This window comes from Pseudodesulfovibrio profundus (assembly GCF_900217235.1).
Lineage (GTDB): Bacteria > Desulfobacterota > Desulfovibrionia > Desulfovibrionales > Desulfovibrionaceae > Pseudodesulfovibrio > Pseudodesulfovibrio profundus.
Genome location: NZ_LT907975.1, coordinates 2,527,515 through 2,539,599 on the forward strand (window position 1 = coordinate 2,527,515; position 12,085 = coordinate 2,539,599).

11 protein-coding genes are annotated in these 12,085 nt (G+C 55.8%); 2 read left to right on the top strand and 9 right to left on the bottom strand.

Translation table 11 applies throughout. From position 1 onward, the window contains the following. Positions 1-83: 83 nt before the first annotated feature. Positions 84-998, top strand: a complete 915-nt coding sequence (locus tag DPRO_RS11885) for a DMT family transporter (RefSeq protein ID WP_157917461.1) — start codon at positions 84-86, stop codon at positions 996-998. Here DPRO_RS11885 and DPRO_RS11890 read toward each other — a convergent pair. The 3 genes from DPRO_RS11890 to DPRO_RS11900 all read right to left on the bottom strand — a co-directional run bounded on the left by DPRO_RS11890 (position 995) and on the right by DPRO_RS11900 (position 5,299). Further along, a complete protein-coding gene (locus DPRO_RS11890) occupies positions 995-1,891 on the bottom strand; it encodes an omptin family outer membrane protease (RefSeq protein ID WP_157917462.1) in 897 nt (298 codons plus the stop codon). The two genes, DPRO_RS11885 and DPRO_RS11890, sit on opposite strands and share 4 nt — an antisense overlap. A gap of 168 nt (positions 1,892-2,059) precedes the next feature. Beyond that, complete coding sequence (locus DPRO_RS11895; protein ID WP_097012235.1) at positions 2,060-3,124, bottom strand: phosphotransacetylase family protein; 1,065 nt, start codon at positions 3,122-3,124, stop codon at positions 2,060-2,062. A 72-nt stretch (positions 3,125-3,196) separates the two neighbouring features. After that, on the bottom strand, positions 3,197-5,299 hold the full coding sequence (locus tag DPRO_RS11900) for an acetate--CoA ligase family protein (protein ID WP_097012236.1): 2,103 nt from the start codon (positions 5,297-5,299) through the stop codon (positions 3,197-3,199). A gap of 17 nt (positions 5,300-5,316) precedes the next feature. On the opposite strand from DPRO_RS11900, the gene rnc reads away from it, so the two are divergent. Next, a complete protein-coding gene (rnc, locus tag DPRO_RS11905; RefSeq protein WP_097012237.1) occupies positions 5,317-6,000 on the top strand; it encodes a ribonuclease III in 684 nt (227 codons plus the stop codon). 137 nt (positions 6,001-6,137) lie between these two features. Here the strand turns inward: rnc and DPRO_RS11910 are convergent, their stop codons facing one another. The 6 genes from DPRO_RS11910 to DPRO_RS11935 form a co-directional block, all read right to left on the bottom strand. Further along, complete coding sequence (locus tag DPRO_RS11910; protein WP_097012238.1) at positions 6,138-7,073, bottom strand: flagellin N-terminal helical domain-containing protein; 936 nt, start codon at positions 7,071-7,073, stop codon at positions 6,138-6,140. Between the two features lie 287 nt (positions 7,074-7,360). Next, positions 7,361-8,293: a DMT family transporter gene (locus DPRO_RS11915; protein WP_097012239.1), complete on the bottom strand. Its 933-nt coding sequence runs from the start codon at positions 8,291-8,293 to the stop codon at positions 7,361-7,363. A 24-nt stretch (positions 8,294-8,317) separates the two neighbouring features. After that, complete coding sequence (locus tag DPRO_RS11920; protein WP_173806786.1) at positions 8,318-9,172, bottom strand: AraC family transcriptional regulator; 855 nt, start codon at positions 9,170-9,172, stop codon at positions 8,318-8,320. Between the two features lie 175 nt (positions 9,173-9,347). After that, complete coding sequence (locus DPRO_RS11925; protein ID WP_097012241.1) at positions 9,348-9,824, bottom strand: LysM peptidoglycan-binding domain-containing protein; 477 nt, start codon at positions 9,822-9,824, stop codon at positions 9,348-9,350. A gap of 53 nt (positions 9,825-9,877) precedes the next feature. Beyond that, positions 9,878-10,645, bottom strand: coding sequence for a hypothetical protein (locus tag DPRO_RS11930; RefSeq protein WP_097012242.1), 768 nt, complete (start codon positions 10,643-10,645; stop codon positions 9,878-9,880). Between the two features lie 9 nt (positions 10,646-10,654). Continuing rightward, positions 10,655-12,085, bottom strand: a complete 1,431-nt coding sequence (locus DPRO_RS11935; protein ID WP_097012243.1) for a sensor histidine kinase — start codon at positions 12,083-12,085, stop codon at positions 10,655-10,657.

Sequence of the window (12,085 nt, forward strand, 5' to 3'; positions counted from 1 at the left end):
ACCAGTCCTCAACACAGGAGAAGTAATGCGGAATATTCATATCGTCCGGCAACGGGCGCTGTTTTGTGGTGCGGGGGTGCGTTGTGCGTGCTGAGGCAACTGTCGCTGTCAGGGGGATTGCTTCCCGGCTGGGAAATAAGGTCGTGGCTTATTGCTGCCTTGCCGGGGCGGTTTTGTTGTGGGGAACGTCATTCATGGCGACCAAGACGGCCATGGCAGCCTTTGCACCCATGGCGGTGATCTGGCTGCGCATGGGGTTGGCGTCGCTGATGGTGTTTGTCCTTATGAGGAAAATCCCGCGTCCTGCCTATCGCAAAGGGGATTGGAAAATCCTGTTGCTGCTCTGTTTGATGCAGCCTTGCCTGTACTTTCTGCTGGAAGGATACGCCATCAGCCTGACCACTTCGGCTCAGGCTGGGATGATTTCTTCCATCGTGCCGCTGCTGGTCATCGTGGGAGCGTGGGCCATCCTCAAGGAACGGCTGTCGGTACGAAACGGAGTGGGACTTGCGCTCTCCATTGCCGGTGTGATCTGGCTTTCCCTGTCCGGTGCTCCCGATGAATCAGCGCCGAATCCGGTACTTGGCAACCTGCTGGAAGTGGGAGCCATGGTAGCCGCTGCCGTTTATATGGTGGTCATGAAGCGATTGTCTACGCGCTATTCCACATGGTGGCTTACGGGTATGCAGTGTGTGGCCGGTGCCATATTCTTTTTACCCGGAATGTTCTTGCAACCGCTGCCTGCTGTTGCCGATATCCCGGTGGAGGCATGGCTCGCCGTGTTGTATTTGGGCCTGTTTGTCACCCTTGGCGCATTTGGATTGTATAACATGGCCATGACCTTCATGCCTGCGGGACGGGCTGCCGTGGCCATCAATATGGTTTCACCCGTTGCGCTGGTTTCCGGCTGGCTGTTTCTTGGAGAAGCCATGACACCCATGCAGCTTGCGGCCTGCGCGCTGGTGGGTGTGGGCGTGATCGTCGGCGGTCGAAACTAGAAGCGGTATTCGAGGGAGAGGCCGGTCATCCACGAGGTATGCTCAATGCCCGCGCCATTGTCGATGCGGTTGACATTGAGGGTGCCTTCGATATTCGTGTCCCCTTTGGTGCGATAATACTGTTGCGCGTCCACATTCATGGACAGGGACCACGCATCGTCCAGATGGACGGTCACTTCCCCGCCATAGGTGAGATAGGTGATGTTGTAAAAGTAGTCCCGGAAGACCATTCCACGATCTTCATGTTGATCCTTGTCTTTGGCCCAGCCCCAGCGCGAACCGGCCACGCGCCCGCTGAACGTGACCTGATCGAGATTATATTCAAATTGCAGCCCGAGATATGGGGCGTAGAGCCACTGCTCATAAATAATGCCGGTTTCATCGGCAAAGGTGCCGGTCCGGTCACGGAAACCCGGGTTGGAAGAGTAAATGTAGTAGCCGCCGAAATCCGTCCATTTCCAGTGGTCCATCCGAAAACCTATAAGGCCGGACAGGTTGAGATTCTCCATACCGAATAGTGGGACGGCGAGGTTGGCGTCGAGCATTTCTCCGCGTTCCAGCGTGGTCGGGGAATAGGAAAAATAGGCCCAGTCCGTAGGATGGATCGAAGAATCCCAGTCATAGTCCTCCATGGACGCGCCGGGAGTCGAAACCTGGGTCCAACCGCCCACGGAAAGCGTCATGTCGTAGGGCAGGGTGACACGGCCGGAAAGACCGATGATCGGCACATCCTCAATGGTCCAGATCAGTTCACTGACTTTCGCCCCATTGGTTTCATCATACACCAACTCGCGGCTTTTCCCGTTCAGGACGCCTGCGTTGAGGCGCACGGCAAAGGGCGACTCTTCGCTACCCCCGGCGAGCGTGGTGCTTCGTGTGGTCTTTGCGGACATGGCATAAGCGTCGTTTGTGAATCCGGACAGGAGGAGGCAGAGGCAAATCCCGGCAAACAGAAGACTGCGGCAGGAGAACGGGAGATGGGTCATGGGTGCTCTGTGTGGTTGAGGCAAAAAAAAGCCACGGAGTCGTGATGACCCCGTGGCGATGGTGAGTGCGTCGCGTTACTTGATGCCCAGCTCTTTCTTGAGGTGCTGGAAGTCGATGTTATCGGCCACCAGTTCGGCACCCTGTTTGATCTTGATGGCATCACGCAGCTTGTGGCGGGAGAGGATGTCGTCCATCTTCTTTGCCACGGTAAAGGTATCTTCGCGAACCATGATGATTGGGGTCTCAAGGACCTCGGAGCGGGTCAGGATAATATCGTTGGGGTAGAGATTGCCGGTCAGCACGAGGCACGGGCAGTCCCCTTCAAGGGCCACCAACTGGACGTCGGAGCGGTCGCCGCCGACGATGATGGCGGAATTCTTTTTCTTGCGGAAATGGGTCATGAAGTTCTCGACCTGCATGGTACCGATCAGGAACGACTCGACCACGCGCTCGGACTTGTTGTGAGCGGAAATGATCTTGCCGCCAAGACGATCGGCCAGATCGCCTACCTTGATGGCGCCCATGAGCGGATCGTGGGGGATGACGCCGAGAATCTTGACGCCTTTGGATTCCAGAGCCGGGCCGAGCAGTTGCTTGACCTCGTCCATGAAATGGGGCGGCACGTCATTGAGAATGACACCGGCCAGCAGGTCGCCGAGATGTTCTTTCATCATCATCAGGTAATCGTACTTCAGTTCTTTCTGGAACCGGTCGATGATGACTGTCTTCACACCCAGCTTCTTGATGACCGAAACAGCGTCGGTGTCACAGTACTTACCGGAGTACATGGAGCCGGAACCAGCGATCAAGGTCACATCCTTGGATTCGGAGATGGCCTTGTAGCCGTCAACGATTTTGTCCAGCAGGCCATCCACCTTGCCGGTGAAGGCCTTGACCTTGAAGTCCTGGGTGACAACCACCGGGGTGACCTGTTCGGGGTCTTCCTCAAGACCGAGCACATCCTGAACAAAGGCGGCGTCCTCATCTCCGAGTTTGCCGTCAATCTCCATGGGCATGGCACCGACCGGTTTCATGTAGCCGACATTGAAGCCTTCCTTCTGCAAGCGAAGACCAAGACCCATGACGATCATGTTTTTGCCTGAATATCCGGTAGTCGATCCTATGTAGAGTCCTGCCATGCCGATGTCCTCCTGAGTATGAAGCGATGGACTTTTCTGCGTATTGTCCATCTGTGTCACATTGCGAAAAAATTAGCCGATGGTCAAGCGAAGGTCGGTGACCATCGCTCCTTCGGTGTCCACCAGAATCGGATTCAACTCCGCTTCCTGGATTTCCGGGAAGTCCGTCGCCATCTGCGACATGGACAACAAAATATCTTCAATTGCCGCCAGAGAAACCGGGTCTTCGCCTCGTGCCCCACGCAGGAGCGGGAACGATTTGATCTCCCGAACGATGTCCTGGGCGTCCTGCAGTGTCAGTGGAGCGAGCCGGTAGGCGATATCTCCCAGCACTTCGGCCGATGGTCCGACCAGCGAGAAGGAAATGAGTGGCCCAAACTGCGGGTCCTGTGTGAATCGGACGATCACCTCACGCGCCTTGATTGGTCCCATGGTCTGCACCAGGCAACCGGCGAGATAGGCATCCGGGCGTTTGCGCTGGGTGCGGGTGGTTATGTCGAGCCAGGCGTCGCGCACTTCACGCGGCGTATGGAGGTCCAAAGCGATACCGTCAACGTCGCCCCGGTTGGCGATATGCGGAGAAACGATCTTGAGCGCTACGGGATAGCCCAGTTTTTTGGCGGCTCGTACCGCCTGATCACTGGTTCGGACCAACCGCGTTTCCGGGATGGGTAACTCGTAGGCAAGGGCCATATCCATAGCATCGGAGAATGGCAGTTCCTTGAGGCCGACCTTGCGCGCCTTCCGGATGACCTGTTTCCCCTTGCCCTTGTCGCGGCGGAAGCAGACTTCTACCGGATACGGGCGGTTGAGCCACTGGTAGTGGGCGTACATGGCCTCAATGGCGCGGACCGCGGGTTCGGGGTACGCATAGCAGGGGATACCTGCGGCGATGAGCATGTCCCGACCGGGACCGATCCGTTCGCCACCCATGAAGCAGGCAAAGATGGGCTTTTCACAGTGTTCGGCCACGTCGATGATCGCCTGAGCCGTGGCTTCGATTTCTGCGGATGCCGTGGGTGTGAGCAGGGCCAGTATTGCGTTGGTAAATTCGTCGACGGCAACGGCTTCGAGGGTGGCCCGATACCGATCTGCCTTGGCATCGCCAATGATGTCGATGGGGTTGTATATGGCCGCAAAGGGAGGCAGCGCTTCCGTGAGTTTTTCCAGTGTCTTCTGGGAGGGACGGGCCAGATGCAGTCCGGCATCTTCGCAGGCGTCGGCAGCAAGGATGCCCGGTCCGCCCGAGTTGGTGACAACGGTGAGATTCGGTCCCTGGGGAAGCGGCTGCTCGGCAAATGACCTTGCCAGATCAAAGAGCGCTTCAAGATCGTGTACCTGAATGATTCCGGCCTGACGCAGGGCGGCAGAGGAGGCCACTACTGATCCGGCCATGGAGCCGGTGTGGCTCGATGTGGCCCGTGCACCGGACTGGGTCGTGCCCGCCTTGATCATGATCACCGGTTTCTTTTCGGTAACCATGCGTGCCTTCCGCAGGAATTTTTCGCCGTCGTCCACGGATTCGAGGTAGCCGATGATGACCTTGGTTTCCGGGTCATCCCCGAGGGCTTCGAGGACATCGGCCTCGGAAAGACCGGCTTTGTTGCCAAGGCTCAGAAATTTGGAGAATCCGATGTGTTCGCCGTCGGCCCAGTCGAGAATGGCCGAGCACAAAGCGCCGGATTGCGAGAAAAATGCGATGGCCCCCTTTTGCGGGATCGACTGGGCAATGGTCGCATTGAGATTGCAATGGGTGTTGATCAGGCCCAGCGAGTTGGGGCCGAGCAGGGTGATGTTCTTGCGACGGGCGAGATCGGCCATGGCCATTTCCAGCTCGAAACCGTCGCGGCCGGTTTCACGGAATCCGGCAGTGATGACGCAGATGGCGGAAACATCGGCCTTGGCCAGTTCCTTCATGGCGCCGATGACCTTGTCCCGCGGGAGTGCTATGATGGCCATATCCGGCGGCGTCGGCAAATCCTTGATTGCAGAAATGACAGGCAGATCGAGGATTTCGCCCCCTGCGGGATTGACGGGAAACAATTTCCCCTTGTACCCTGCGCGAATCAGATTGGACACGATAAGGTGTCCTAGTTTTCCCGGTTTTCTCGATGCGCCGACAACGGCGATGGAGTCGGGACAGAGCAGGGAGTGAAAATTCGTGTTTGATTGCATAGAGTACCGGAGGTTGAATGGATACGGGTAACCTTCAAGAGTGTATCCACCATAGGTTTGGGCAAGTCAAGCTCCTCGCCACCGCACTGACACATAGTTCCTACGCCAACGAACAGGAGGGCAGCGACGACAATGAGCGTCTTGAGTTCCTGGGCGATGCCGTACTGGAGCTGTGCATATCAGAAGAAGGGTATAAACGATACCCCGATGCGCCCGAGGGACACCTGACCCGCATACGTTCTCAGCTGGTGAAGGAACAGAGTCTTGCCGCCCTGGCAAGAGAGTTGAAACTGCACCATTATTTGCTGTTGGGCAAGGGCGAAGAACAACAGGGCGGCCGCGAACGCGACGCATTGCTGGCTGACGCCTTTGAAGCGTTGCTGGGGGCAGTTTTTCTGGATGCGGGATTCGAGGTGGCCAAAAAAGTGACGCTGGGCATTTTCGAGGACAAATGGCCGAAACGGGCGGTAGTCCCCGAGAACAAGGACTTCAAGAGTCGCCTGCAGGAAGTGTCGCAGGAGCAGTTCAAAGGACGACCTAACTACGTGCTAGCCGGAACCACGGGACCGGAGCATGAGAAGCTCTTTGATGTGGACGCAACGCTGCCATCAGGCGAAGTGTTTCGCGGACGCGGAACCAGTGTCAAGCGTGCGGAGCAGGATGCTGCTCATAAAGCGCTGGAATTCCTCAACGATCAATAGCTGATCCTACCATTCCAGTGTCGGATGGTGGTGTTCCCTATCAAGGTGTATCGGAAACGACCGGAATCAAACCCGACGGCCTGAGCCGCCGGGCAGGATTCCGATCGTCTTCTGCCGTAGACGTGTGGGCGCTACGACTAGCCGCCGATGAGCTGCATTGCCATACGCGGCAGAGAGTTGGCCTGTGCCAGCATGGCGACAGCGCCCTGGGTGAGAATCTGGTTGCGGACGAATTCCGTCATTTCCTGTGCTACGTCGACATCAGAAATGCGGGATTCAGCTGCTTGCAGGTTCTCGGCCTGGATTTCCAGGTTGGTGATGGTGTTTTCCAGCCGGTTCTGCATGGCACCGAGATTCGCACGAATCTTATCCTTGGAAATGATGGCCTCGTTGATGGCCTCCATTGCGGCCTGTGCCAGCGCCTGGGTGGAGATCGCCTTGCCCGCGTTTCTGGTTTCCCAGGAATCGGAGCTGGAGCCCTTGAGACCAGCCAGATGCCCGAGACCGAATGCGGATGAGGACGATCCCTGAATGGCAACGTAGTAGTAATCTTCGGAGCAGTCGTTACCGGTACCGAAGTGAATCTTCAGCGGTCCGGTGGACGTGATGCCGCGGCCGTTGTGGTCACCGTTGGCCGGGTCGCCCGAGAGGTTGCCGTTCAGGAGATAAATTCCGTTGAAGTCCGTGGCGGCTGCGATTCGGTTAATTTCCGAAGACATCGCCTGGTACTCCGAGTCAATGATCAGACGTTGGTCGGAGTTGTAGGTACCGGTGGAAGCCTGCATCGCAAGTTCCTTCATGCGAATGAGCTTTTCATCGATAACCTGCAACGCGCCGTCCGCAGTCTGGATAAGCGAAATCGCGTCCGATGCGTTTCGGATACCCTGATGCAGGGAGCTGATTTCCGAGCGCATGAGCTCGCGAATCGCCAGACCGGCGGCGTCATCGGCAGCCGTGCCGACACGCAGACCGGAAGACAAACGCCTGGTGGAAACGCCGAGTCGGCCATAGTGGTCCGACAGGTTTCTCTGGGCATTCATCGCCATGAGGTTGTGGTTAATAACTAAAGACATCAGAACCCTCCTTGTTCGATCTTCAAATCCATTTGCGGGTTCTTAAGCATCATGTGTGCCACAATAATATTTTTCAATAAAATTGATGTGTTGATGTTCTAAATAAAGTCTAGAGTGGTCATTTTTGCCCCCCTGTACCGCAGGCAAAAGCTGCCATACGTCAATGGTTTGTCGGCATTTGGGGTGAAAAAATGTCCGGTTTTGCAGGTAAAAGGCCGAATGGACTTCAGTGAGAGCGCAGGCGGTAATGGTTTTAATGCATTGCCGCGTCGCATGTGATTTCTCTACTACTGCTCTGGCTGCCCGATGTTATCGATATGAGCGAGCTTCCTGTTGCTGGAAGGAGTGGTGGTACATACGATCCCTGCCAGCACAAGTGAACATCCAAGCCATTGCTGCCAACTGATGGGCGAATCGAGTACCAGTGCGGAGAGCAGGACAGCCGACACCGGCATCACAGCCGTGAATACACCGGCTCGTGAAGCCGCGACCTGACGTATGCCGGCAAACCAGAAAAGGTATGCCAGTACGGTCACGATCGCTCCGTAGTAGGCCACGGTCATCCATCCTATAATGGATATGGTTGCGAGATCGATGTGCCATAACTCCCAGATTCCCATGGGCAGAAACCACAGCATGCCGAACAGGGAGATGATCGTGGAGGTTGCCAGTGGTGAGAGCGGTTCGCGTATGGATTTTGGAATGAGAAGAAAGAGTGCCTCGAAAAAGACGGCGGCCAGCACCAGAAGGTTCCCGGTGAGGCTGCCAAGGGACGACTGTATGGCATCTGTCTGGATGGTGTTGATGACCATCACTCCTGCCACGGAATAAAGAATGCCAGCCCCGCTTTTGAAGGATGGGCGGTCTCGCAGGATGAGCAATGCCAGTAGCCCCATGCAGGCCGGGGTAGTGGCTGTGATGATACCGGCGTCGGCAGAGCTGGTGTATTTCAGTCCATATAAAAGGAAGACAGTGAAAAGAAACGAGCCGCAAAGGGATTGGCCCGCGAGAATACCCCATGATCGTCGGGAGAGGCGAGGAAAACCGCCTTCCTTGATGAAGAGAATGGGAAGCAGCAGTATAAGGGCAATGGCAAAACGCATGAGCGATGCGAGGAAAACCGGCAGTTCGACCGTCATGACCTTTCCGGCGACAACCGAGCTGCCCACGATGATCATGGCCAGCACCAGATAGATGGATGGGAGAAGTGAAGTAGGCATGGCGCAACCATGCCTCAAGCGGAGTCAGGAGTTTTGAAGAATCTTGCGGTATCGTCCCGGAGTGACGCCGGTGTGGCGCTTGAACGATCGGCTCATGTGTGCCTGATCGGAGAATCCGCAATCAGCCGCGATGTCGGCCAGTCGATCCTTGCCCATGAGTCGTTCCCTGACTCTCTCGGCACGGACCTGCGTCAGGTAGTCGTGCGGAGTCACTCCCATCTGTTTTTGAAATACCCGCACCAGATGGAAGGGGGATAAGCCGACCTGCTGGGCCAGCTCCGTGAGTGATGTGTCGTGACCATATTCGGACTGTATGAAATCCCGCGCTCGATTGACTGCTTTGTGTTCATTGCCGGGATTGTGCCAATGCGGTCGCTGGTCAGCGTGTCGGGATATCCAGTGGGCCAGGAGCCACAGAAGGCGTGTTTCCTTTTCGATGGAAGCGATGTTGTCTTGTTCGAGCAGGGTGTGGGTCTGGCAGATGCAGTCGGCGAGTTGCCGGTCCTCGATCACGCCCATCCGAAAATGGGGGAGTGATGCTTTCGGGCTGACTGCCCTGGCCGCCTCAAGGATAGCCTCGGGCGGCAGGTAGAACATACGGTACGTCCAGCCGTTCTCCTCAGCCGTGTGCCCGTCGTGGGATTCGCCGGGGATGACCAGATTGATCTGCCCCTTGGACGCGACCATTGATTCCCCCATGTACCGAAAGCGCATGGCCCCCTGTTCGATGTATCCAACCGCATACCCTTCATGGAAATGGCGGGAAAAGCGTTGGGTCACATACCGGGCGCGCAGCATCTCCACACCCCCGAAGAACGGAAGTGCCTGTATGGTTGAATGCTCTGTACTGGAGGGGTGTCCCATGTCTGCATCATGCATGAAGCAGCAGGAAAAGCAAAGAGGTGGCAGGATACGGGGAAGGAAGTGGAAAGCAGGCTTTATCGTTGAGCCGGGGACTTTGTGAATACGACAAGTGGGATGACGTTCCATTGCCCATAAAAAAGCGCCCGTCCGGATTCCAGACGGGCGCTTTTTTGTTGTCTGCGAGGCGAGCTTAGAAGCTGTAGCCAAGAGCAGCACGCATTTCTGCGGGCAGCATGGCGTCTTCACCCGGCTCCAGAGCCTTCCACGGTGCACCGGCATCCTTGCGGGCAGCCTTGACCTCTTCCAGGTCGAAGCCGTAGCGGGGCACGTCAAACTGCTGGCCGGGGTAGATCAGATCAGGGTTCTTGATCTGGTCACGGTTGGCTTTGTAGATCAGGGGCCACATGAAAGGATCGTTGTACACGTGCTTGTACTCGGAGATCCACCACAGGCATTCACCCTTGGTGACGGTGTGGGTCACGGGCAGAGCGTCGTACTCAGCCTTGTAAACATCCATGGGATCGGTGACGGGAGCGGTAACTTCCTTTTCAACGATCACTTCCTTTTCCTCGACCACTACCACTTCGGGTTCGGTCTGCACTTTTTTGGAACAACCCCAGGCGAACACAAGGCACATGGCGATTGCGAGTAAAATCAGCTTCTTCATTAAAGGCCTCCTCAAATTTCTAATCAGTCTTATTAAACCCGTTTGCAGCCAGGTCAATTACTTATTCGTTTCATCCAATTATCAATAATCTTCTTTTCTTGCAACACCATTTTGTTGTCTGGACGCATTTGGGAGGCGTGCTCCAACGCCTTTCCTGCTTCCTCCAGCCAACCACCCGATCGAAATGACCGGCTGGCAAGAATGTACATGTTCTCGGGCTCATCCTCGTACAGGCAGGAAATCAGCGAGTCGTACTCTTCCCGGAAGACGCTTCGGACAACGTCATTCTTGGAGTATATGTACCGGGCAAGCAGGTCGTTCTCATGGTAGCGGCGCAGATAATTCGGCAGCAATTGCCTGCACTTGGCCATGATGAATCGAATACGGTCGATCTCGCGGCGCATGGATTCTTCGGTCTGGGAAATGACAAGAAAGAGCTGCTCCGTGATCTCGCGTTCCTTTTCTTCCAGTTCCTCTTCGTTGAGCTTGTGGAACAGAGGGGCGTAGTTCTGTTTCTGGTAGGCGTCTTCCTTGAGCTTGATCGCCTCATGGAAGATGTAACCAATGGCCCAGTCGAGAAATTTTCCACCCAATTGGGAATGGGGATCGTTCCGGAACACATGGTGAGCCGTGTCTTTCATGCGCCAAAGCAGTCCCTTGTCCATCTCGTTGCCCACGATATCCATGAGTATCTCGAACGAGACAGTGCCATCCTCGTCGAACGACAGGAATTGCGCTTCCAGAATCTCACAGCTCTGGCAAAAGAACTTGAAGAGATCCCGGACAAATTCAGGATGTTTGGCTTGTATCCATTTGGACATAATGTTGTCTTACTGCTCCGGAAAGATGATGTCTACCCTGGCGCCGCCGTCTTCGGCATTGGACAGGTGCATTTCAACTCCATGGGATTCGAAAATGGTCGAAACAAGGGCCAGCCCCAGTCCGGTGCCGGAATCCTTGGTGGTGAAGAATGGATCACGCACCTGATCGATGCACTCTTCGGAAAAGCCGGGGCCGGTATCATGTATGGTGACATGCAGACGGCCTTCCTCGCGTGCGGCATTGATGAAGATGTGTCCTTCCTCCTGTCCTTCCATGGCCTGAATACCATTGGCGACAAGGTTGTAAAACGCCCGGTAGAGGAGGTCCTTGTCGCCTTGGGCCGACATGTCCTCAGAGTACTGCCGGTCAATGCTCACGTTGCGCTTTTCGCACTCGGGTTCCATGAAAACCGCCACCTGATCCAGTAGTTTGCCCACATCCAGCGGACTCATCATGGGCTTTTTGGGTCGGGCGTAATCAAGGAACTCGGCAACTGTGCGAGAGAGGCGCTTGGCTTCCTCGTGCAGCGCTTCGATAATCCGGGTGTGCGGGCTTTCTTCCTTTCTGGCTCTTTTGAGAATCAACTCGGAGCTGGAACAGATGATGCCGAGGGGGTTGCGTATTTCGTGGGCCACGCCCGAAACCATGCGGCCCATGCCCGCCAGTTTTTCCTGTTGTTGCAGTTCGAAAATGAGCTGTTCCTTTTCCTTGAGCTGTTTGTTGCTCAATCGTTCAGCGCGGTGGAGTACTGCCATGACCAGGAAAAAGAGAACAATCGACGTTACCAGGGAAAAGGTGATGACGAGCCGCTCGAAGTTGAGCATGGCCATGAAATCTTCGGTAATGTCCTGCTCGAATTCGAGGATACCCATGATCGGGTTTTCGGAAATATCGGTCAGGCTGCGTTCGGCCCGTAGCGGATAGTAGGCACGGAGCATGAGGCTGCCGGGCTTCAGGTTGAAGCGGAACAGTGACACGACCTTGGAAACCTTGGCAAGAATCTCCGAAGAGAAGGCCGCAGTCTCCCATGTTCGGGTGACCTTGTAGAGGGCATTACCCTGCGTGCCGATCTCCTCGGGGTCAAGGGAGTAGGTGATCAGCCCTTTGGAGTCGTATATCCTCAGTGAAGTGACGTGAAAACTGTGAACCGTGGAACGGACAACTTCATCGAGCATCCGGGCTTGTTTTTTCTGTCGCAGGCTGATGGCGCCGTATTGCATGGCTACGGGCATAACGAAACGGGTAAAGACCTGATGACTGACGTTTTCCGCCAGCAGCAGACCGAACTCCTCCTGTTTTTCCAAGAGCGTCTGTTCCGCATACTTGGAAATGAACAACGACAGCAGCAGGCTGAAGCCAAGGATGATGACGAACAAGCTCCAGGAAATGACCTTGACGAATTGGAGGGGCCTGCTGCCGCTCTCGCTGAGATGTGCCAA